This window comes from Bradyrhizobium viridifuturi, from assembly GCF_001238275.1.
Lineage (GTDB): Bacteria > Pseudomonadota > Alphaproteobacteria > Rhizobiales > Xanthobacteraceae > Bradyrhizobium > Bradyrhizobium viridifuturi.
Map to the genome: position 1 here is coordinate 335,819 of NZ_LGTB01000001.1, position 21,777 is coordinate 357,595.

24 protein-coding genes and 1 pseudogene are annotated in these 21,777 nt (G+C 65.9%); 15 read left to right on the plus strand and 10 right to left on the minus strand.

The genetic code is table 11. The features are described 5' to 3' along the window. Positions 1-23 precede the first annotated feature (23 nt). From ALC15_RS01680 to ALC15_RS43980, 4 genes are all read left to right on the plus strand, one after another. Positions 24-1,313 carry an RluA family pseudouridine synthase gene (locus ALC15_RS01680; protein WP_050625758.1) on the plus strand — a complete coding sequence of 430 codons (1,290 nt, stop codon included), beginning with the start codon at positions 24-26 and terminating at the stop codon, positions 1,311-1,313. Positions 1,314-1,436: 123 nt separating this feature from the next. Then, a complete protein-coding gene (locus ALC15_RS42995; protein ID WP_050625759.1) occupies positions 1,437-2,267 on the plus strand; it encodes an amidohydrolase family protein in 831 nt (276 codons plus the stop codon). 14 nt (positions 2,268-2,281) lie between these two features. Beyond that, entirely contained in the window at positions 2,282-2,650 is a 369-nt protein-coding gene (locus ALC15_RS47090; RefSeq protein WP_050625760.1) for an amidohydrolase family protein, read from the plus strand. 242 nt (positions 2,651-2,892) lie between these two features. Continuing rightward, a complete protein-coding gene (locus ALC15_RS43980) occupies positions 2,893-3,063 on the plus strand; it encodes a hypothetical protein (protein WP_157860847.1) in 171 nt (56 codons plus the stop codon). 21 nt (positions 3,064-3,084) lie between these two features. On the opposite strand, the gene ALC15_RS01695 is transcribed toward ALC15_RS43980, so the two are convergent. From ALC15_RS01695 to ALC15_RS01715, 7 genes are all read right to left on the minus strand, one after another. Next, a complete protein-coding gene (locus tag ALC15_RS01695; RefSeq protein ID WP_157860848.1) occupies positions 3,085-4,143 on the minus strand; it encodes an MBL fold metallo-hydrolase in 1,059 nt (352 codons plus the stop codon). Between the two features lie 102 nt (positions 4,144-4,245). Then, the gene (locus ALC15_RS01700; RefSeq protein ID WP_050625762.1) at positions 4,246-4,704 is read right to left on the minus strand and encodes a GNAT family N-acetyltransferase; all 459 of its coding nucleotides are present in this window, start codon (positions 4,702-4,704) and stop codon (positions 4,246-4,248) included. Between the two features lie 141 nt (positions 4,705-4,845). Next, positions 4,846-5,535, minus strand: coding sequence for an alkaline phosphatase family protein (locus ALC15_RS47465; protein WP_063781756.1), 690 nt, complete (start codon positions 5,533-5,535; stop codon positions 4,846-4,848). Next, entirely contained in the window at positions 5,532-6,140 is a 609-nt protein-coding gene (locus ALC15_RS47470; protein ID WP_063781757.1) for an alkaline phosphatase family protein, read from the minus strand. Before ALC15_RS47470 ends, ALC15_RS47465 begins: the two co-directional genes overlap by 4 nt. Further along, the gene (locus ALC15_RS47475) at positions 6,086-7,021 is read right to left on the minus strand and encodes a hypothetical protein (RefSeq protein WP_063781758.1); all 936 of its coding nucleotides are present in this window, start codon (positions 7,019-7,021) and stop codon (positions 6,086-6,088) included. Before ALC15_RS47475 ends, ALC15_RS47470 begins: the two co-directional genes overlap by 55 nt. Beyond that, entirely contained in the window at positions 7,021-8,760 is a 1,740-nt protein-coding gene (locus ALC15_RS01710) for a multicopper oxidase family protein (RefSeq protein ID WP_094193595.1), read from the minus strand. The genes ALC15_RS47475 and ALC15_RS01710 overlap by 1 nt, the downstream gene beginning before the upstream one ends. Before the next feature lie 412 nt (positions 8,761-9,172). Then, positions 9,173-9,628, minus strand: coding sequence for a hypothetical protein (locus ALC15_RS01715; protein ID WP_050625764.1), 456 nt, complete (start codon positions 9,626-9,628; stop codon positions 9,173-9,175). A 70-nt stretch (positions 9,629-9,698) separates the two neighbouring features. On the opposite strand from ALC15_RS01715, the gene ALC15_RS01720 reads away from it, so the two are divergent. The 6 genes from ALC15_RS01720 (at position 9,699) to ALC15_RS01740 (ending at position 14,036) form a co-directional block, all read left to right on the plus strand. Continuing rightward, positions 9,699-10,481, plus strand: a complete 783-nt coding sequence (locus ALC15_RS01720; protein WP_050625846.1) for an ATP12 family chaperone protein — start codon at positions 9,699-9,701, stop codon at positions 10,479-10,481. 64 nt (positions 10,482-10,545) lie between these two features. Next, positions 10,546-11,787, plus strand: coding sequence for a hypothetical protein (locus tag ALC15_RS01725; protein ID WP_244485878.1), 1,242 nt, complete (start codon positions 10,546-10,548; stop codon positions 11,785-11,787). After that, positions 11,754-12,125 carry a flagellar hook-length control protein FliK gene (fliK, locus tag ALC15_RS45815; protein ID WP_244485879.1) on the plus strand — a complete coding sequence of 124 codons (372 nt, stop codon included), beginning with the start codon at positions 11,754-11,756 and terminating at the stop codon, positions 12,123-12,125. Before ALC15_RS01725 ends, fliK begins: the two co-directional genes overlap by 34 nt. After that, positions 12,122-12,385, plus strand: a complete 264-nt coding sequence (locus tag ALC15_RS01730; RefSeq protein ID WP_050625765.1) for an EscU/YscU/HrcU family type III secretion system export apparatus switch protein — start codon at positions 12,122-12,124, stop codon at positions 12,383-12,385. The genes fliK and ALC15_RS01730 overlap by 4 nt, the downstream gene beginning before the upstream one ends. Positions 12,386-12,484: 99 nt before the next feature. Next, positions 12,485-13,297 (plus strand): class D beta-lactamase, encoded by an 813-nt coding sequence (blaOXA, locus tag ALC15_RS01735; RefSeq protein ID WP_050625847.1) that lies wholly within the window; start codon positions 12,485-12,487, stop codon positions 13,295-13,297. An 82-nt stretch (positions 13,298-13,379) separates the two neighbouring features. Next, the gene (locus tag ALC15_RS01740) at positions 13,380-14,036 is read left to right on the plus strand and encodes a carboxymuconolactone decarboxylase family protein (RefSeq protein ID WP_050625766.1); all 657 of its coding nucleotides are present in this window, start codon (positions 13,380-13,382) and stop codon (positions 14,034-14,036) included. Positions 14,037-14,060: 24 nt separating this feature from the next. Here ALC15_RS01740 and ALC15_RS01745 read toward each other — a convergent pair whose 3' ends face one another. After that, a complete protein-coding gene (locus tag ALC15_RS01745) occupies positions 14,061-15,416 on the minus strand; it encodes an aminotransferase-like domain-containing protein (RefSeq protein WP_050625848.1) in 1,356 nt (451 codons plus the stop codon). 154 nt (positions 15,417-15,570) lie between these two features. Here ALC15_RS01745 and ALC15_RS01750 point away from each other — a divergent pair, with 154 nt between their 5' ends. Then, positions 15,571-16,482 (plus strand): DMT family transporter, encoded by a 912-nt coding sequence (locus tag ALC15_RS01750; protein WP_050625767.1) that lies wholly within the window; start codon positions 15,571-15,573, stop codon positions 16,480-16,482. 3 nt (positions 16,483-16,485) lie between these two features. On the opposite strand, the gene ALC15_RS01755 is transcribed toward ALC15_RS01750, so the two are convergent. After that, entirely contained in the window at positions 16,486-17,487 is a 1,002-nt protein-coding gene (locus tag ALC15_RS01755; protein WP_050625768.1) for a dienelactone hydrolase family protein, read from the minus strand. Between the two features lie 163 nt (positions 17,488-17,650). Here ALC15_RS01755 and ALC15_RS41310 point away from each other — a divergent pair, with 163 nt between their 5' ends. Next, positions 17,651-18,451 (plus strand): PilZ domain-containing protein, encoded by an 801-nt coding sequence (locus ALC15_RS41310; RefSeq protein WP_050625769.1) that lies wholly within the window; start codon positions 17,651-17,653, stop codon positions 18,449-18,451. On the opposite strand, the pseudogene ALC15_RS01765 reads toward ALC15_RS41310, so the two are convergent. Continuing rightward, positions 18,444-18,844 (minus strand): annotated as a pseudogene (locus tag ALC15_RS01765) (DUF4260 domain-containing protein). The gene ALC15_RS41310 and the pseudogene ALC15_RS01765 overlap by 8 nt on opposite strands. Positions 18,845-19,003: 159 nt before the next feature. Here ALC15_RS01765 and ALC15_RS01770 point away from each other — a divergent pair. The 3 genes from ALC15_RS01770 (at position 19,004) to ALC15_RS01780 (ending at position 21,602) form a co-directional block, all read left to right on the plus strand. Further along, entirely contained in the window at positions 19,004-20,536 is a 1,533-nt protein-coding gene (locus tag ALC15_RS01770; protein ID WP_050625770.1) for an acyl-CoA carboxylase subunit beta, read from the plus strand. 140 nt (positions 20,537-20,676) lie between these two features. After that, positions 20,677-21,024 carry a hypothetical protein gene (locus tag ALC15_RS01775; protein WP_050625771.1) on the plus strand — a complete coding sequence of 116 codons (348 nt, stop codon included), beginning with the start codon at positions 20,677-20,679 and terminating at the stop codon, positions 21,022-21,024. Positions 21,025-21,239: 215 nt separating this feature from the next. After that, a complete protein-coding gene (locus ALC15_RS01780) occupies positions 21,240-21,602 on the plus strand; it encodes a BA14K family protein (protein WP_244485880.1) in 363 nt (120 codons plus the stop codon). Positions 21,603-21,777 lie beyond the last annotated feature (175 nt).

Below are 21,777 nucleotides of genomic sequence, written 5' to 3' on the forward strand. Positions count from 1 at the left end.
AGGTCTGGAGCCGAAAAACCACCATGAGCCGCCGTATCAAGAGAACCATATCGCCGCGCGACCGTGCCAAAGCAGGTGCGAAGGGATCCGTGAAGGGGCGTGACAGGGATCGCGATCAGGATCGTGGCAAGGCGGTGGCCGGGCCTCGCGGCCGCAAGCCTGACGACCGCAGGCCTGACGACCGCAAGTCCGGCGACCGCCCGTTCTCGCAGCGCGCCGCCGCCAAGCCGCCACGCTTCGCCGAGCCGCGTCGCGACCGGTTGCAACGGCCTGAACCCGCGGCGCCGAAGCCTGCAAAGGCCGCGGCCGAGCAGCCGTTGCCGACCAAGGTGCAGACCGTGGTCGTCACGGCAGACGAGAACGGCATGCGCGTCGACCGTTTCCTCGAGGCGCGGTTTCCCAGCCTGTCGTTCTCCCATATCCAGCGCATCGTCCGGAAGGGCGAGCTTCGGGTCAACGGCAAGCGCGCCGATTCCAAGGACCGGCTGGAGGAGGGCCAGAGCGTGCGGATCCCACCGCTGCGGCTCGACACGCCGAAAACGTCAGGCACGCTCTCAGAGGCCGAGGCGAAGACGCTGCAGGCGCTGAAGGACATGACGCTGTACGAGGACGACGACGTGCTGGTGCTGAACAAGCCGGCCGGTCTCGCCGTGCAGGGCGGCTCCGGCATGACGCGCCATGTCGACCAGATGCTGGAGGTGATGCGCGACGCCAAGGGGCAGAAGCCGCGCTTGGTGCATCGTATCGACCGCGAGACCTCCGGCTGCCTGCTGATCGCGAAGACGCGTTTCGCTGCATCGTTCCTCACCGGCGCGTTCCGCCATCGCTCCGCGCGCAAGATCTACTGGGCGCTGGTCGCCGGCGTGCCGAAGCCGAAGCAGGGCCGGATCTCGACCTACCTCGCCAAGGAGGAGAGCGAGGAGGACAGCATCATGCGGATCGCCGAGCATGGCGACGAGGGCGCAAGCCACGCGGTGACCTATTACGCCGTGGTCGAGGCCTCCGCGACCAAGCTCGCCTGGGTCTCGCTCAAGCCGGTGACCGGCCGCACTCATCAATTGCGCGCCCACATGGCGCATATCGATCACGCGATCGTGGGTGACCCGAAATACTTCAACAAGGAGAACTGGCAGCTGCCGGGCGGCCTGCAGAACCGGCTGCATCTGCTGGCCCGCCGCATCGTGATTCCGCATCCGCGCGGCGGCGTGATCGATGTCAGCGCGCCGCTGCCGCCGCACATGCTGCAATCCTGGAATCTGCTCGGGCTCGAGGCCGACCGGTTCGACCCGATCGAGAACGCCCCCGAGGAGTGACCGGCCGGTCGCCGCCCTGCAATATCCGTCGCTGACAGCAAGAACGATCAAACCGCGCCGCGCACAGCCTCTATGTTGCCGCGCGCCGGCGGTTGCCGGCACCAATCGTCAAAGAGGTTGCCCATGACCCGGAGCTGGCTACGCGTCGCGCTCTACCTCGTCGGCTCGGCTGTCGCCTCGGTGGCGGCGCATGCCGAGACCGTGGTGCTCCGCGGCGGCACGCTCTACGCATCGGCCGATGCGGCTGCGCTGCCGGATGCGGTGATCGTGATCTCGGACGGTGTCATCAGCGCGGTCGGCAAGTCCGGCGACGTCAAGGTGCCTGCGGATGCTCGCGTCATCGATTGCAGCGGCAAGACCGTGGTTGCCGGGTTCTGGAACAGCCATGTTCATTTCACGGAGCATGTCTGGCACCTCGCCGGCGAGGCGCCGGCCGCGCCGCTGACGCAGCACATGCAGGAGATGCTGACGCGATGGGGGTTTACCACCGTCTGGGACCTCGGCTCCGATCCGCGAAACATACTGCCGCTGCGCAAGCGCATCGCCGCCGGAGAAGTCGCTGGTCCCGACATCTTCCTCGCCGGCAGCATCTTTCCGAAGGACGGCCATCCGGCCTATCTGCCGGCTGATATGCAGCTGCCCGAGGCATCGACGCCGGACGAGGCCACGCAACTGGCGCGCAGCTACATGGACCTCAATCTCGATGGTGTGAAACTGTTCACCGGTGTCTTCAAGGGAAACAAGCCGGTCGTGAACATGGACCCGACGATCGCCAAGGCTGCGGTCGACGTGGCGCACGCGCAAGGCAAGCCGGTGTTCGCCCATCCGCAGAACAAGACCGGTGTCGAGACGGTGATCGCGGCCGGCGTCGATATCATGGCGCACACCGACCCGAGCGAAAGCGGCTACACGCCGGAGCAGCTGGCGCGGTTCAGGCGCAGAACATCGCTCTGATCCCGACGCTGGCGTTGTTCACCACGGTCGTGCTCGATCCCAACGTCACCAACCATCTGATCGCGGCGACCGTCAACCAGCTCAAGCAGTTCTCGGATAACGGCGGTCCCGTGCTGTTCGGCACCGATGTCGGCTTCACGAAGCTGTACGACACCACGCAGGAATTTCAGCTGATGCACCGCGTGCTGTCGGAACGCCAGGTGCTGGCGTCGCTGACGACCAATCCGGCGCGGTTCTTCAAGGCCGCAAGGAAGGGCAAGGTGGAGCAGGGTTTCGACGCCGATCTCGTGGTGCTCGACGGCGATCCGCTCAGCGACGTCGCCAATCTCGCGAAAGTGAGCACCACCATCCGCGCCGGTCACGTGATCTATCAGAAGCCGTGAAGGCCGGCCGGGGAACTCGCATATCAACGGCGGCGTTGACGCAGCTGGCGATCACTTGAACCAGCGCCGCGCCGTCACGAGATATAGGCTATGAAGCGATCCTTGATTGTTGCCTGCACCTTGCTCTGGGTCATCGGCGCGCGAGCGCCTTTGCGCAAAGGCAGATCCTCGGGCCCGGTGGCTCGATCTACAATCCGACGCTGCCGCCGCCGCCACCGCCACCGCCGCCCCCCAAGATCGAGGTGCCGCCGGTTCCCAAGATGGACGCGGTCACGCAGCCGAACCTGCGTGCTCCCGCGCGCAGTTCGTTCGGCGACCGTATCAACCGGTGCCTCGACGAGGCCGCAGCCTCAGGATTGAACCAGAGTGATCGCGCCGCCTATTCGCGATCCTGCGCCAACACGCGCGAGTGACACGTCAGAATCCGGACCGCGCTATCGAGCCGGAAGCCGCAGCGTGGCGAGATCGGAGCCGACGATCGTCGTGCCGGTGAAGCCGCCCGCCTCGGCGGCGCTGCGGTAGTCGGCTTCGGTCAGCGCACCGCCAGGCACCTTGTAGGGACCGTGATGCGTCGCCCCGACCTGCGGCGCCAGATGGGTCAGCATCAGGTATTTGGCGCCCGCGCGTTTCGCCATGGCGCCAAGGTCTGGTGTCAGGCTCTGGCGATAGTAGACCGGGGGCGGCATGCCGCTGTCGCGTTCCGGACCCATGATCGGGTGCATGGTCGAATGCACGATCACCTCGGCGCCCTGCGCCAGCTTCTCGACTTGCGCCGATGTCGAGGTCGGGCGGGGCGGGGCCGGGCTGTCGTTGCTGGCATCGCCGCCGATCACGACGCTGCCGGCAGGCGTGTCGACGCGGAACGAGGCGTGGCCGGCAACGTGGGTCGAGCGGATCGCGCTCACCTTGATGTCGCCCTTCGTCCAAACCAGCTGCGGCTCGTCGCTCGGCTCGAACGTGATGAGGTGCGCGAGCTCGGCAGGTCCGCCCGCCAATCGTCTCTTGTCCTCCGAAACCCGTTGCGCGATTTCGCCGGACTGGACGAAGGCATCACCGATATGTGTCAAGAACTTGCCGCAGCTCATGGTGAAGCCGAGCGGTGAAGGCGCATCGCTGCTGCAGACGACATCGACCTTGGCTCCGCTGGAGCTCCAGTTCCAGCGCGCGAGCAGGAGGTCGACAAAGCCCTCGGTGTGGTCCGAATGCATATGGGTGAAGAACACGGCATCGATCTCTGCTGGATCGATATTCAATTGTGACAGCCGTAAAACGGTGCCGCGGCCGGCGTCGAACTGCAGCTTCGTCGTGCTGCAGCCGGTGCTGTCGTCGCCGTAGCGCACGAGGGTGCCGGCGCCGGCGACGCCATTGATGAGGGCCGGCCCGCTCATCGTGCCGGTCAGGGTGACGAGCATGCAGGGCGCCGCTTGAGCGGGCAATGAGACGTGCAACCAGGCGGCCGTCAGCAGGGCGATCGGAAGAGAGAGGCGTTGCATGCTGTCGGCTCCCGTCGTCATTCCGGTGCCGTGCAGATTGCCGGACTTCGCGATGGGCCACAAGCGCACGGCCGCGTCGCAGCGATGCCGGCGGCAATCGCGTCAAAGCTTCAACTTGTAGCCGATGTGGCTGCCGACGAATCCGAGCCGTTCGTAGAAGCGGTGCGCGTCGGGGCGCGCCTTGTCGGTGGTGAGTTGCACGAGGTCGCAGCCTCTTGCCCTGCATTGCGCGATCGCCCATTTGAACATCTGCTGTCCAACGCCTGAGCTCCGTTGCGTTTCGGCAATTCGGACCGCTTCGATCAGTCCGCGCCAGGCCCCCATGCGCGCCAGTCCGGGAATGAAGGTGAGCTGCAGGCAGCCGATCACCGCATCGTCCAGGGTCGCAACGGCCTGCAACTGGTTGGGATCGGCGAGGATGGCTTCGAGCGCAGCGACATATCGCGGGTTGGGTGGCGAGCTCGAATCCTCCCGCTGCGCCCCCAGCATGTCGTTGACGAGCAGAGCAATGATCGCCGGAAGGTCGGCGGGCTGAGCTGGGCGGAAGGCGATTGACGTCATTGAACGGGATTCCATTGAGGCGGGATCGGTGTCACTGGACAGGTTACAGGCTCGCGCAGGAGAAGGACATCCGGTCCGGCGCAAACGAAATCCGCCGGCCTTTCGGGCCGGCGGATTGGTCTGTGTCGCGCGGTGCGCTCGTCAGTGGTTCCAGTTGCCACCTTGGTCGTCGCCGTCACCATGGTGGTGATGGCCGCCGCCGTCGAAGTCGAAGAAGTCGAACATGTCGCTGAGCGCCGGGCTGTTGACCGGAACATAGGGATTGCCGGGCGCCGCAACCGGGTTCGGGAAGTTGTCGCGGCTGCGATGGGTGATGGGCTCCAGGCGCCAGTTGCGCTCGATGAATTTGAGGATCGAGACGTGATCGGCATATTCATGCGAGATGTGGCCCTGCCGCGCGTACGGCGACACCACGATCATCGGAATACGCGTGCCGTCGCCGAAATAGTCGAGCGGCTGCACGTAGCCGGAGTCGAAGTAGCCGCCACCTTCGTCGAACGTGATGAAGATCGCAGTGTCCTTGGCGTAGTCCGAGGCCTGGACCTGATCGACGATCTTCTTCGCGAAGCCTTCGAACAGATTGAGCTTGGACGACGACGGGTGACCGTCCGTGAAGCCGCTTGGTTTGACGATCGAGACCGCCGGCAGCGAGTGCTTGGAGAGATCGGAGTACAGATCAACCGAGTCCTTGATATGGGCTGCGACCTGTTCCGGGTGCGACATGATCGAGGTGTCGTACTGGAACGGATTGCAGATGTTGCAGTACTCGTCGGCGGTCGGACCGGCCACGCCCCAGTTGAGTTGGTAAGGATCGTTGACGTAGTTGTTCACTGGTCGCCGTAATACTTCCAGGAGATATTCCGCTCGTTCAGGCTGTCGCCGATGCTCTTGCGGGTCGACGGCGGGATCGTGAACGGGGTGTTGGACGGGTTGGTGTCGGTGTAGGCGTTCTTGCCGTTGCCGAAGTAACCCGGGTTGTAGTTGTTCAAAAGATAATAGTGGCCCGGCTCGCAATTCGGGTGGATCCGGATGTTCTTCAGATAGTCCAGGATCGGCTTGACGCCGGGCTGGCCCGGATCCGAGCAGTCGCTGTAGGAGCCGCCGCCGGACACCGGGTTGGTCTGGTAGGGCGGCGCGAAGCCGCCATTGCCGCCGGCGCCGTAGCCGTCCTCGGTGTACCAGTTGTTGGTGCCGGGCGCCGGATTCGGATTCTCGATCTGATGGACGATGCCGGCGTCGGGTGTGCCGCCGAACACCTGCGTGCCGTTCGGCGGGACGGCTGCGTTGCCGTAGGTATCGCTGAAATAGATCATGTCGGCATGGCCGAACATGATGTGGTTGGCACCGGTGCCGCCGTTGACGGACTGGTGGAAGTTGTCGCTCATCGCGTATTTCTGCGCGAGCGAGGTGAAGTAGGGCACGTCGCCCTTCTGCACGTTGTAGAAGCCGAGCGCCGTCGAGCCTTCACCCGTGGTCGTCGCCGTCGGCGAATAGTCGGTGGAGAAGTTCGAGGGCTGCGTCGCACCGTTGGCGCCGGCGCGACGGTCACTTCGACCCAGGCGAACAGATTGCCGCCGCAGCCCGATGGATTGTCGCGGCTGGCCGACGAGTGGTTGCAGTTCAGCTGCTGCCACATCTGGTAGAACCGATGCACCGGGCTTGCCGAATAGGAGTCGTAGGGCATGCCGTCCGCGTTGGTGAGCTGGAACGGACCGGCGGGCAGCGTGCTGACATTGCTGATGCGCTGGTCGGGGGTCTGCGAGGTCTGACCAGTGCCGCCGGAGAGCAGGTACTGGTAGTACTCGGACGGCAGGCCGGATTCCGACTGCTGCGCCAGCACCAGCGATGCCTCGCAGGTGGTGATCGGCGAGCTGCCGCACTTGTTCGGGATGTAGGAGACCTTGGGGCCGCCGACCAGCGGAGACGGCAGCTGATCCTTGGGGAAGTTCTGCTTCGGCGGGCTCAGCAGGAACGCATCGTTCGGGCCGTTATCCATGGCCGCCTGCTGATGCGCCATTTCGAAGTTCGGCCCGGGGATCGCATTCTTGCCGGCGTCGAGCTTGACGATGCCCTGCGAGAGCAGGTTGAACACGCTCTGGTCGCGGCGCTCGGGCACGTAGGTCGCGAACACATGGTCGAAGCTGCGGTTCTCGCCGATGATGACGATCACGTGCTTGATCGGCGTCCGGGTCTCGTGTCCGCCGTGGTGATCCCAGTCCTGTGCAAGGACGGGGCCGGCGGTGAACTGGCCCAGCGCCAGTGCGCTGAGTGTGAGGCGGCAACCTTGCAGCCAACGTGACTTGTGCCTGTCGCGCATTAAAGCTCTCCTTTTTGCTGAGTGAGCGGCTTGGTGGAACTTGCAGTGTCTCGTGGCACGACCCTGATCCGTCCCATCATGCCGCCGTCCTCATGCTCGAGGACGTGGCAGTGGTAGACGAAGGTGCCGACGATGTTGGGATCGCGAAAATCCATGCGCAGGCGCACGCTCGGATATTTCAGCATGCGGCCGTTGTAGTAGGGCACGTTGACGGTATCGCGCAGGAACGGCTCGTTGACCGCGACGCCGGACCAGTCGAGCAGCTGGAAGTGGAGCTGATGGATGTGGAAATCATGCAGCTCCATCGAGCGGTTCTCGATGATCCAATCCTCGACGTCGCCCTGCCGCACGGTGATGTCGGGCACGTCGGAGTTTGGATCGAACGGTCTCGGCGTCTCGCCGTCGAGGGTCATGAAGAACTTGGTCGGGCTGTTCGGGTCGTTCGGGTTCTCCGGCTGCTCCGAGAAGAACAGCTTTCTGATGCGCACCGGGGCGACGTTGCCGACCCAGGGGTGCTCCGGCGGCGGCAGCGGCTCAGCATGCGCAGGCAGCACGGCTTGCGGCTCGCTTGCATCGACTGAGGCCGCGATCGCGACCAGCGCGCGGTTGGGGTCGTTTTCGCCGGCGGGGCCAGTGTCGACCGCGCGCGTCACCAGCAAGGCGGACGCACCGGCCGGCGGTCCTTCGACGATGAACTCGGCGCGCGAGCCCGGCGGCAGGCCGATATGGTTGACCCACTGCACCGGCGGCGATGGGCTGCCCCGGAATTGCAGCGGCACGCCGTCGAGCCCGACGATGCCGATCTGCTGTGGCACGCGGCCGACCAGCAGCGCGAGATTGAGATAGGTGATCGCGGATGCGTTCAGCACCCGCCAGAGCTGCCGTTCGCCGGGCTTCATCGTCAGCCTTGCCGGCGGATAGTTCGGATAGGGCACCGGCACGAAATTGACGGAAAGATCCTTCGACGGCTTGCCGAAGCCGGTGCCGGAGTTGGCGACGTCGCCGTCATTGTCGAGCTGGCTCTTGGTCATGACCGGCTCGAATTTCGACGGCGGTGCGTCGGGATTGACGAGATCCTGGTCGCGGATCACGAGGACGCGCTCGGGCAGGCCGGCGAGCTGTGGATCGGCACGCTCGATGCCTTCGATGATGATGGCGCCGGAGGCGCCGCCGAGCACCTGCGTCTTGCTGAAGCCGTGCAGGTGCGGGTGATACCAATAGAGGCCGGGCGCCGCGTCGTCGGGAATGCGCAGGCGATAGTCGAACGGCGCGTCGTCGGGCTGGATCGAGGTCTTCAGCACGTCATCCTGGTGGCAGACCGGCGGCACGGTCAGCCCGTGGAAGTGCAGATTGGTCGAGATCGGCGTCATCGCGCCGCTCGCGCAAATGTCCGCCTGCTTCCGCGTCGTGCAGATCGGCGCGCCGGCGAGCGGGCGGTCGATCGCAGGCGTTGCGGTATCGAGATCGACGAGGTCGTTCTTGAAATGAATGACGAGCTGATCGCCCGGCTTCAGCCGCAGGGTCGGCGACGGCCTCCCGTCCGGCGCCAGATAGCAATAGCGGCTCGTTCCGTCGGGTAGCTTCTGGTCATGGATACTGAGCTCGGTTTCGAGCACGCCGTCGCGGCTGCGCAGTTCGGCGGGTTCCTCGATCGCGCTTCCGGGCGCGGGCCGGGTACAAACGTCCGGTTGCGTGCGCGGCGCATCCTGCACGCCTGCTGCGGCGAGCCAGGTCGTCATGCCGCTCGCGGCAAGCCCGAGGCAAGCTGCAGCGATGACACAACAATCGGTCGAAAGTCGTCGTGTCACGCCGCCCCGCCAATACGCCGCCACGCGCGCGCAAGGGCACGACCGACGTCTTGCATGACGTCAGTCCACGTCTTGCGACCGCAATGGTCGACAAAGTTTCTGTTTGGTGATGCGAGGCTAGCCGCGCGTTGTTGCCGAAATCTGGCAGGTTTTTAACGCGCAGATGACAGGAGTTTGCGGCACTTCGACGCAGCGGCGTGCGCGATGTTCAAACCTGCTGAGCGATCAATCGGATGGCGCATTCGCGGACTGAATTGCGGAGATACGAAGACGCGCAGGCAATCGACAGAAAATTTTTCGGTGTCGCCGATCCTGTCATCTGCGGTCGTGCCGACAAGTGAGACTACCGCCTGAACTGCGCCAGAAACATCCGCAAGGAATCGTGCGGGCTCTCGACATCCGCAATCACCCAGCCGTCGGGTCCGTTGACGACGATGAAGTTGAGCGTGACGGCGCGGCCTTCATTGTCGAAGGTCACGGTCACATCGGTCTTGTCGAACTGCCGGCGCGGCGTTGCGATCGAGATCGGGCCGATCCGCCAGGTCGGGCTCTGCACCAGGAAATCGTAGGGCGCGTCGTGCAGCGCGGTCCAGGCGCGGCGCAGGCTGGAATCGAAGAATTGCCGAGCGGTGTCCTCGTCGCGCGGCAGGCCATTGGAAAACGCGGCGCTGCCCTTGCCATAATGGGCGTAGACGTTGCGGATCAGCGATTCCGGCGTGCGGAACCCGGCATCGGTGGCGGCGGCTCCGAAAACCGCCGCAACCAGCGAGAAACCCGCGAGGAATTTGCCGCGTCCCATCAGCTTTATTTGCCTCTGCCGCTGGCATATCTTGCAGGGAAATCATTTGAAACGAAAGCCGGCCGGCGCGATGCGCGAACTCTTCGACGATATCCCTGAACAAGCCCCGCTCGATCCGCAGGAGGCGGTGCGGCGCCACATCCGCACGCCGCAGCGCAAGCGCTTCTACGCCAGCGCCGGCGTTGCCGAGGCCGACGGCGGCGGCTATTCGATCGCGCTCGACGGCAAACAGATCCGGTCGCCGTCCGGCAAACCGATCGTGGTGCCGACCCGCGCCATTGCCGACGCGGCCGCGGCCGAGTGGAATGCGCAGGGCGAGACCATCGATCCCGTGACCATGCCAGTGACCCGGCTGGCCAACAGCGTGATCGAGGGGGTGATCGATCGCGTCGACGAGGTCGCCGACGATGCCGCAAGATTCCTCGGCAGCGATCTGCTGTTCTACCGCGCCGGTCATCCCGAGACGCTGGTGGCGCGCGAGGCCGAGCATTGGGACCCGATCCTGTTCTGGGCCGCCGATGCGCTCGGCGCCCATTTCGTGATGGCCGAAGGGGTCATGCATGTCGGCCAGCCCGAGCCCGCGATCCGGGCGGCGCGTGCCGCGTTCCCGACCGATCCCTGGCCGGTCGCGGCGCTCCATATGGTGACGACCTTGACCGGCTCGGCGCTGCTGGCGCTGGCGCTGGCGCATGGCGTCCGTGACGAGGACGAGGTCTGGGCCGCCGCCCATGTCGACGAGGACTGGAATATCGAGAAATGGGGCGTCGACGAGGAGGTCGCGGCGCGCCGCGCCGCCCGACAGGTCGATTTCAGGGCCGCCGCCAGCGTCCTCCGGGAGTTTAAGCCGGGTTAACGAGGGGTTTACGGCGCCGGGCTAGCCTGCGGCACGTCCCTCGCGCCTGGCCGAGACCTCCGACATGGCTATCGCCATCAAACCCGTGCTGCCGGTGCTCGCCTCGAACGAGGCAGGCAGCGTTGCGCCGGACCTCACGCTCGAGGCCGGCAGCGTCGTCAATGCCCAGGTCCTGAAGGTGCTGTCGGCCGATCTGGTGCGGATCGCGATCGCGAGCCTGTCGATCGACGTCCAGACCGAGGTGCCGCTGCAGCAGGGCCAGAACCTGCAGCTTGCGGTGTCGCAGAGCAATGACGGCATCCGTCTGCAACTGGTTGGATCAGGCGCGGACACCGGCGATGCGGTGCAACTGTCGCCGGGAGCGGCCAACGCCACTGCCGCGCCGCAACCGGTCGCCACGGCGCCGAAGGCCGCGCTGACGCCGCTCGAGCGCATCACCATCACCGCCACCGCCCAGCATGCGGCGGCGGTGCAGGGCAGCCAGGCCCCGCTGTTTGCCAATCTCACCGCGGTCGCGTCCGCCAATCTGCCGCCAAAGCTGCAGGCGGCGATCGCGCAGGTGCTGGCGCAGCAGACCGGCCTCGATGAGAATTTGAGCGGCGATGCCGTCAAGGCCGGCTTCCAGAAGTCCGGCCTGCTGTTGGAGGCGACGCTGGCCTCCAGCGTCGCGCCGCCGAGCGGCGGCGTGCCCGATCTGAAGGCTGCGCTGATCGTGCTGCGCCAGGCGCTGACCTCGCTCGGCGCCGGCGATGCCACGAGGCCCGCGTCCACGCCGCTGCAGCAACCGGTGTTGCCCAGCGCCGGAGCGGCACCGAGCCTCGTGCCATCAGGCACGCCCAGCCTCGACGTGCAGGAAATCCTGTTGCCGCAGCGCGGGTGCCGGTTGCCGAGGATCTCACGCGTGGCGCCACGCGGCTCGCAGGCGCGCTCGCAGATGCGCTCGATGCCGGGCCGTCCGCGGGCGGTGCGCTCAATCTCATTCAGGAAGCGCTGCATGAGCTCGGCAACCCCGCACGGCAGGGCGCCGCGCCGCGGGAGATGCTGCCCGGCGATCTGCCCGCGCGCGGCGGCCCACCGCCACCGCCGTTTCATGGCGCGCTACCGTCGGCACAGGCCGTCGCCGAGGCCACGATCGCGCCGGGGGCGCCGCTCGCGGCGACGGCGCACCGCCTGCTGGAAAACACCGACGCGGCGCTGGCGCGGCAGACGCTGCTGCAGGTCGCCTCGCTGCCGGGTCACAACGATGCTGCGCGCGCGCAACTCGACGCCATGGTGCCGCGCTGGAATTTCGAGATCCCGTTCCTGACCCAGCAGGGCACGGCGATGGCGCAGTTCGAGATTTCCCGCGACGGCGGCGGCAACGAAGTCGAAGCCGCCAAGCGGGTGTGGCGGGCGCGCTTCACCCTCGACGTCGAGCCGGCTGGCCCCGTGCACGCGCTGGTCTCGCTGAGCGGCGAGCGCACCTCGGTGCGGATGTGGGCGGAACGGCCCTCGACCGCCGCGCAATTGCGCGCCGGCACCGCTGAGCTGAGCCAGGCGCTGTCCAGAGCCGAGCTTACGCCCGGCGATATCGAGATCCGCGACGGCAGCCCGCCGCAGCCCGCGCCCGCGCGCGCCGGCCATTTCCTGGACCGCGCATCATGAGCGAGGCGCAGAACCAGCTCGCGGTCGCGCTGCATTACGACCATGCCGGTGCGCCGCGTGTGGTGGCAAAAGGCAAGGGCGCGATCGGCGCCAAGATCATCGAGGTCGCCAAGGCCAACGACATCCCGATCGAGGAGAACGAGGTGCTGGCCGGCGCGCTCTCCAATGTCGAGCTCGGCGACGAGATTCCGGCCGAGCTCTACAAGGCCGTCGCCGAGGTGCTGGTGTTCGTGCTGCGGCTGTCGGGTCGGGCGCGCTGAGCGCATCCAATCGACAGTGCCTGTTGCCATCCTTTCACCATGATGCCATCCACCATCGTCGCCAACCCGAGCCGCTCAGGTTCTGCTGTGAGTCCCGCCGTGATCCATCGTCGCCATGCGCTCGGTCTGTTTGCTGCCGCCGCCATCCTGCCACAGCGCAGCTTCGCCAACGTGTCGTACCAGCGCAGCGAGTTTCGCGAGGACCTGCAGAAGCGGTTCTTCGATCTTGGCACCGAAGGCACCTTCGTCGGCTACAAGATCGACGACTATCTGATCATCGCGAGCGACAAGGTTCGCTCGGGCGAGGGCAGGCTGCCGGCCTCGACCTTCAAGATCCCGAACGCGCTGATCGCGCTCGACACCGGCGTGGTGCAGGATCCGGACAAGGACGTCTTCAAGTGGGACGGCGTCACCCGCAGCATCGAGGCCTGGAACAAGGATCACACGCTGCGCTCGGCGATCGCGGTGTCGGCCTTTCCGGTGTTCCAGGAGATCGCCCGCCGCATCGGCGAGGAGCGGATGAAGAAGTATCTCGACACGATCGACTACGGCAATCGCGACATCGGCGGCGGCATCGACCAGTTCTGGGTCAAGGGAAACCTGCGGATCGATCCGGTGCAGCAGATCGATTTCCTCGACCGGCTGCGCCGCGGCGTGCTGCCGGTCGGCAAGCGCAGCCAGGAGCTGGTGCGCGATATTCTCCCGGTGACGAAGGTCGGCGACGCCGTCATCCGTGCCAAGACCGGCCTCACCGACAAGGAGCACGGTTCGCTCGGCTGGCTGGTCGGCTGGTCCGAGAAGGGCAGCGACATCACCGTGTTCGCGATGAACATGGACTGCAAGACGCAGGCGCAGATCGACGCGCGGATGAGCGTCACGCAGCAATGCCTGACCGATATCGTCGCGCTGTGACGGGCTGACCTGCGCGCGCAGCAGCTGGTAGGCGCTGCGCGGCTCGACTAGCATCCTCCGATAAAATCAAGCGGAGGAAATCATGCATTCGGCAACAGTCTGGCTCTCGTCGCTCACGCTGGCCGCAGCGGGCGGCTGGCTCGCGGCCACGGTGTTATCGGTGCCCGCGACGAGCAAGGAGCCGCGCTTCCCGCAGCTCACGATGGATCAGCTCAACGATTTGCAGAAGCCGCTCGGCGAGCAGATCATGAAAGTGTCGAGCGTCGGTATCGGCGGGCCCTACAATCCGATCATCCGCAGCCCGGTGCTCGGCCAGCGGCTCTACGATCTGTTCTATTATCTGCGCTGGCAGACCTCGGTGCCGACCAGGCTCAACGAGTTCGCGATCCTGATCATCGGCCGCCAGTGGCGCTCGCAGGTCGAGTGGTTCGCGCACGCACCGCTCGCGGCCAAGGCCGGGCTGTCGGCCGACGTCATCGCCGAGTTGAAGGCCGGCAACCGGCCGTCGAAAATGGCCGACGACGAGGCGGTCGTGTATGATTTCGTCACCGAGCTCACCACGACCAAGAAGATTTCCGACGAGACCTATGCGCGGGCGAAAAAGATCTTCAACGATCAGCAGATCGTCGATCTCACCGCGCTGGCCGGCAATTACGTGATGGTCGCGATGATCCTGGCCATGGCGGAAGAGACGGTGCCGCCTGGCAAGGAAGAGCCGTTCAAGGTTGGGGAGAAGTAGTTCGGTGCATTGATCGGGCGCGCTTTAGCGCCCGATCGCCCGCTGCAACGCCGGCATCAGCTTCGGATCGCGACACTGCGCGACGTTGAAGCGCATGAAGCCGGTGGCCGATTGCGTAGTGCTGAACACGTTGCCCGGCGCCAGCACGATGTTGTCGGCGAGCGCAGCGCGCGCCACGTCGGCGGAGTCGCAGCCGTCGGGCAGGCGGCACCAGAGCTGGAAGCCGCCGCGCGGCATCAGCCACGGCTCGATGCCGATGCGCTGCAGTTTCTCGCCGACATCGCGGCGGGCGCGCCCGAGCCGCCGGCGCAGCTCCTCGACATGCTTGCGGTAGAAGCCGGTCGCAAGGACGCTGGCGATGATTTCGGTCGCGACCGCGCAGGGGCCGCCGAACCCGGTCGCGACCTGCAGATCGACCAACTGCTCGATCCAGTCGGCGCGCGCGGCGATGAAGCCGCAGCGCAGCGACGCCGACAGCGTCTTGGAGAAGCTGCCGATCCGGATCACGCGGTTGAGCCCGTCGAGGGCCGCGAGCCGCGCCGACGGCTCCGGCTCGAAATCGGCGAAGATGTCGTCCTCGACGATAGTGAGATCGCAGGCGGTGGCGGCATTCAGCACGCGGTGCGCGGTCTGCGGCGACATCGTCGCGCCGGTCGGATTGTGCAGTCCGGATACGGTGATGTAGAGGCGCGGGCGCTCGGCTTCGAGCACGGCCTCGAAGCTTGCAACGTCGGGCCCCGACGGGGTGTAGGGCACGCTGACCAGCTTGACCTGATGGGCGCGCAGCAGCGCCCGGAAATTGAAATAGCAGGGATCGTCGACCAGCACCGTGTCGCCGGGCCGCAGCAGGAAGCGGCAGATCAGGTCGATCGCCTGGGTGCCGGACATCGTCAGCAGCACCTGCTCGGGCGACACTTCGAGGCCCTCGTCGGCGAACCGTGCCATCAGCGTGCGGCGCAGGGCCAGCGAGCCGCGCGTTGCGCCGTAATCGGCGAGCACGGCGTCCTCGGCCCGCGCCAGGCCGCGGAACGCGCGCCGCAGCGCCTCGGTCGGCATCCAGTCGGCGGGCAGCCAGCCGCAGCCCGGCTTCAGCGCGCCACTCGCGGCGTCGAGCGATTGCCGCGACACCCAGAACGGATCGACGGCGCGGTCGCGCTGCGGCTGGTCCTTGGCCAGCGAAAGCGGCGGCAGCGCCGCCGACGAGACATAGAAGCCGGAGCCCGGCCGCGCCCGGATCAGGCCCTCGGCGGCAAGCCGGTCATAGGCCTCGACCACGGTCGAGGGCGAGACGCCCATGGTCGCGGCGAAGCTGCGGATCGAGGGCAGACGGTCGTCGGCGGCGAGCGCGCGGCTCGCGATCCTGGCGCGGATCGCGTTCATCACTTCGGTGGTTCGGGTCGCTTTCGGCGCATTGGAGGGGTGTTGCAAGTGTATGCCTACCTTTGCCCATACAGTTTGGCGATATTGTACTGATCCGTAGCTGCCTTGGCCAGCCCGCCGCCGCTATCCTCGCTCGCGAAAGACGAGGTGCGCGATGAGCGATTCGAAGACATTGTCGGGGAAGTCCTGGACCGGCGAGGCGGGCGGCGGCGCGTCGCTGGAGGGCTGGGGCAGCGGCCTGCTCGGCGTGATCATCTTCAGCGGCTCGCTGCCGGCGACGCGCGTCGCGGTGGCCGGGTTCTCGCCACTGTTCCTGACCGCTGCGCGGGCTGCGATCGCGGCGCTGCTCGGCGCCGTGCTGCTCGCGGTGCTGCGCCAGCCCTGGCCGCAGCGCAGGGATCTGGTGTCGCTGACCATTGTCGCACTCGGCGTCGTGATCGGCTTCCCGTTGCTGACTGCGCTGGCGCTCCAGCACATCACCTCGGCGCATTCGATCGTGTTCATCGGCCTGCTGCCGCTGTCGACCGCGGTGTTCGGCGTGCTGCGCGGCGGCGAGCGGCCGAAGCCGCTGTTCTGGCTGTTCTCCAGTATCGGTGGCGCGACGGTGGCCGGGTTCGCGTTGTCGAACGACGGATCGGCCTCGCTGACCGGTGACCTCCTGATGGTCGCGGCCATCGTCGTCTGCGGTCTCGGTTACGCCGAGGGTGCGGCGCTGTCGCGCCGGCTCGGCGGCTGGCAGGTGATCTCCTGGGCGCTGGTGCTCTCGGTGCCGGTGACGCTGCTGATGACCATCATGACGCTGCCGCCGAGCTGGCAGGGCATCGGCGCGCCGGCCTGGCTTGGGCTCGCTTATGTCTCGATCTTCAGCATGCTGGTCGGCTTCGTGTTCTGGTATCGCGGGCTTGCGCTCGGCGGCATCGCCAGCGTCGGTCAGCTGCAGCTGCTGCAGCCGTTCTTCGGGCTCGCGCTCGCCGGGCTGCTGCTGCACGAGCCGGTGGCCTGGTCGATGATCGCGGCGACCATGCTCGTCGTCGTCTGCGTGGTGTTCGCGCGCCGCTTCGCCTGACGACTAGCCCAGCTTGAACAGCGCCTGCAGGAAATCGCTGACCGCCTTGCGGGCCTCGAGCGCGGTGGCCGGGTTGCCGCCGACGTGCGGACCGAGCTCGACGCAGGCATCCTTGTAGCTGAACGGCGCCTGCGTCGATGCGTTCATCAGCACGCCGCCGTCGCCTTCCCTGATGGTGCAGTGGCGCACGGTCTGCGATCCCTTCGCCTCCACCACCGTGTTGTTGCCGATCAGGCCGGCGTCGAAGCCGTGCGCAGAGTCGGGATATTCGGTCAGCACCACGTCGCGCTTGGCCTCCTGCAGGCGCGTGACATAGGCCTTGCAGCTTGCGACCGGGTTATAGTCGTCGGGCGTGCCGTGAAAGATCCGAATCGGCCGCGCCGCGACCTCGGTGTCGGTGAGATAGCTGGTCGAGCAATCCGGATAGAACGGGATATACGCGGCGAACTGCACGCCGGACTTGTTCCAGAGCTTGTTGAAGCGATCGAGGCTCGCATAGAGCGTGGCCTGGCCGCCGCGCGAGAATCCCATCAGCGCGATGCGCTCGGGATCGACCCTCGGATGTTTGGCGAGGATCTCCAGCGAATGGTAGATGTCGATGATGAAATTGAGCCGGCCGAGCAGCGCCTGGTTCGGCCCGGTCGCGGTCAGGCCGCGGCCGGAGAAGCCGTCGATCACGAAGGTCGAGATGCCCATGCCGTTGAAGTGGCGCACCCAGCCGTCCATGCCGGCGCCGACGCCGCTCGATCCGTGCATCAGCACCACCACCGGCAGCCGGCCGGTTCCTTGCGCGATCCGGAATTCGCCGCCGACGGTGACCGGCTTGCCGTTGCGGTCGCCGGTCAGGAACTGGTGGTCGGAGATCGTCAGCGAGGGGATGCCGTAGATCTCGGTGCGCGATGCGATCTCCTTCGGGATCTGCTGCGCGCTGGTCTCGATGCAGGCGAACAGCAGCGCGCTGAGAAGCACTGCGCCGATGGCGGCCAGGCGACCGTAGCTGAGCATGATTTCCCCCTGTGGTCTGGCCGAAGTGTAAAGCGCGCGCTAACCATGCCAAGTGGTAATTCATGGTGACGGCCGCATCGCCCCGCATTGTTGCGGGGCGGGTTTCAGTGATCATTAAGCCGAGCCGACCACCTTCCGCGCTGACGCGACATCAGAGGGGCAGATGACCTTCAGGTTCATTGCGCCTGATGCGATCAGGTCAGCAAGCCAGCGTGCACTGTTGGCACAGTGGGATCAGCTGGCCGCCGGCCGGCCGTTTCCCGCCTTCGGCGAGCTGAAGCCGGATCCCGCGATCCATGATCCCCGGCAACTCGTCGCATGGGCGGTCGAAGGCGAGGGGCGCCTGCGCAAGTTTCGCGCGATGTATCAGGGCGAGAATGTCGCCGAGGCGTTCAATTCCGCCTGGGCCGGGAAGACCATGGAGCAGGTGGTTCCGATGTCGCTCCGGCGCATCACGCTGACGCCGGCGAAGGAATGCGCCGCAAGCGGCTGCGCGGTCTACATGGTGTTCTCGACCATCGATGCCAACGATCAGCAGGTCGATTGCGAGCGGCTGCTGCTGCCGTTCGGCAACGGCGCGAAGGTCGAGCATCTGCTCGCATCGCTGCAATTGACGGCGGTCGGAAGCAGGCCCCGCATCGTCAAGCATTTCGACATGCAGGCGGACGTGCGGCTGCAGGGCAGGGTCCGTGCCGGCTTCTCGACCGGCGCGACGAGTCTCGCAGCCGGCGACCAGCGCAGGGCTTCCCGGCGCAATGTCGCGCGCGCGGCGCGGATCAGCTTCGCCCGGCGCAGCATGACCTGCATCGTCCGCAACCTCTCCGCGACCGGCGCCGCGGTCGAGGCGACCAATCCGGGTGATATCCCCGACAGTTTCCGTCTCGTGCTGGAAATGGAAGCGACCGAACGGCGCTGCCGCGTGGTCTGGCGCAGGAAAGGCCGGATCGGGGTCGAGTTCAGCTGAGCTTGCCGATCCGCCCGAGATGGGTGTAGCCGAACCCTGTCGAGTATTTCAGCCCGTAGCCGAGCGCGCGGTCGATCCCGATATGGGCAAGCCAGATCATCGCGATCGAGAGCACCAAGGGTCCTTCACCGGCAAAGCCCAGTGTCATCAGCGCCACCGGCGCCAGATAGGTGTGGGCGGCGTTGTAGGCGATGGCGCCGATCCGCGGGCTGATCAGGTAAGCGGCAAAGCTTAAGTCCGGCACCAGGAACAGCAGGACATAGACCAGCCAGGAACCCTCCCACTTGTAGTAGAGCACGGTCATCCCGACGAACAGGACCAACCCCTCCAGCCGGAGCAGGGTGCGCACCCGCCGGTCGCGGCGCCGGTGGCTTCAGTCGTCATGTCGGTCATTGCAGTCTCCCCAGATGTCGGAAAATCCTACCGTTTTGGCGCTCAATACCGCCCACAAGCGCCTTTCCGGTTCCGAAATGGCCGTGCTAAAGCCATTCCGAACGAAGCGGACCCGGCTCGCACCGGGACGCGGACTGTAGCTAACACGGGCGGAAACAAATGAAAGACATCCTCGACACCCTCGAAGAGCGGCGCGCCGGCGCGAAATTGGGCGGCGGCGAAAAGCGCATCGAGGCGCAGCACGCCCGCGGCAAGCTGACCGCACGCGAGCGGATCGAGCTCCTGCTGGACAAGGGCTCGTTCGAGGAATTCGACATGTTCGTCGAGCACCGCTCGATCGAGTTCGGCATGGAGAAGACCAAGATCCCCGGCGACGGCGTCGTCACCGGCTGGGGCACGGTCAATGGCCGCAAGACCTTTGTCTTTGCCAAGGACTTTACGGTGTTCGGCGGTTCGCTGTCCGAGACCCACGCGCTGAAGATCACAAAACTTCAGGACATGGCGATGAAGGCGAGGGCGCCGATCATCGGCCTCTATGACGCCGGCGGTGCGCGCATCCAGGAGGGCGTCGCGGCGCTCGCGGGCTATTCCTATGTGTTCCGCCGCAACGTGCAGGCTTCGGGCGTGATCCCGCAGATCTCCGTCATCATGGGTCCCTGCGCCGGCGGCGACGTCTATTCGCCGGCGATGACCGACTTCATCTTCATGGTGAAGAACACCAGCTACATGTTCGTCACCGGCCCCGACGTGGTGAAGACCGTCACCAACGAGGTGGTGACCGCGGAAGAGCTCGGCGGCGCCTCGGTGCACGCGACGCGCTCCTCGATCGCCGACGGTGCCTTCGAGAACGACGTCGATGCGCTGTTGCAGATGCGCCGGCTGATCGACTTCCTGCCGTCGAACAACACAGACGGCGTGCCGGAATGGCCGAGCTTCGACGACATCGGCCGGGTCGACATGTCCCTGGACACGCTGATCCCCGACAATCCGAACAAGCCCTACGACATGAAGGAGCTGATCCTGAAGGTCGTCGACGAGGGCGACTTCTTCGAGATCTCGGAGACCTTCGCCCGGAACATCGTCACCGGCTTCGGCCGTATCGCCGGCCGGACCGTGGGCTTCGTCGCCAACCAGCCGATGGTGCTGGCAGGCGTGCTCGACTCGGACGCCTCACGCAAGGCCGCGCGCTTCGTTCGTTTTTGCGATGCCTTCAACATCCCGATCGTCACCTTCGTCGACGTGCCGGGCTTCCTGCCGGGCACCGCACAGGAATATGGCGGCCTGATCAAGCACGGCGCCAAGCTGCTGTTCGCCTATTCGCAGTGCACGGTGCCGCTCGTCACCATCATCACCCGCAAGGCCTATGGCGGCGCGTTCGACGTCATGGCGTCGAAGGAGATCGGCGCCGACATGAACTACGCCTGGCCGACCGCCCAGATCGCGGTCATGGGCGCCAAGGGCGCGGTGGAGATCATCTTCCGCAGTGACATCGGCGACCCCGACAAGATCGCCGCGCGCACCAAGGAATACGAAGACCGCTTCCTGTCGCCATTCATCGCCGCCGAGCGCGGCTACATCGACGACGTCATCATGCCGCATTCGACGAGGCGCCGGATCGCGCGGGCGCTCGCGATGCTGAAGGATAAGAAGGTCGAGATCCCGGCGAAGAAGCACGACAATCTGCCGCTGTAATGCTGTCGTAGGGTGGGTTGCCAACGGGTCCGCGCGAAGCGCGGCCCGATAATAAACTCCGCGTAACCCACCACCTTCGTTCCGCACGATCCGCGGAGGGTTACGGCTTCCGCCTAACCCGCCCTACAGGTTCGAATCCGATGACCGAAGACGAGCCGACCGACGAGATTTCCGAGATCGAGGCGCAGATCGAGGAGCTTGCCGAGAGCGCCGAACGATCCCGGCGGATCATTCTCGGATCGAAGGTCGCGATCGCAGCCGGCTTCGCATTGTTGCTCGCTGCGCTGCTTGGCCTGTTCAGTTCTGGTCAGACTGCGGCACTCGGATCGATTGCGTTGGTGCTTGGCGGCATCGTGTCCCTTGGATCGAACGTCAGCACCTTGCGGCAGACCGAGGCCGCGATTAGCACCGCCGAGGCGCGCCGCGCGCGGCTGATCGGCAACATCGACCTGCGGCTGGTTCACGATGCGCCGCTGAAGCTGATGTGACCGGCACCGCGCGTCGCCGGATAAGCGCGACTTATGTGTGAGTGATGTCACCATCGCCGCGCGTTATTGGCCGCCGCCAACCCGCAGGCCTGCAATGCAAACAATGGAGCAATGCAACCGAGAGGTCTGTCCCCATGGAACCACACTTTCGGGATTGAAAATCCGGACAACTCCGCTAACTGGGACATTCTGCTTTTTGGAAATGGAGTTGTAACGTGCTGTCTCGTTTTGCTGTTGCTGTGATGTCCGTCACGCTGCTCGCAACGTCGCTTCCGGCGAATGCTGCGCCTTTGCTGCCGAGCGATCTGCAGACTCAGGCGCCGTCTGCCACGCACAAGGTCTGGTGCCATCATGGCTATTGTGACGGCGGTGGAGGCGGCGGCGCTGCGGTCGGCGGATTGATCGGCGGCCTCATCGGCGGCGCTATTGTTGCCGGTGCGGCGAACGCCGCTGCGCAGCAGGAGGCGGCCGCTGCAGCTCAGCAGCATGATGCTTACTGCGCGCAGCGTTATCGCTCCTATGATCCTGGCACCGGCACGTTCCAGGGCAAGGACGGCCGCCGCTATCCCTGCCGGTAATTCGTGCCGCTAAGGTGACAGTCGCGAGGGCGTTGCGCCCTCGCATCACTGTGGTCCGACGAGCGACGGATGCTTGTCCTCATCGCTGTTCGGGATGTGAACCGGAATCTCACCCCACGTCGTCCCGGGCAAGCGAAGCGCGACCCGGGACACATGACCACGAATATCAGTTGGT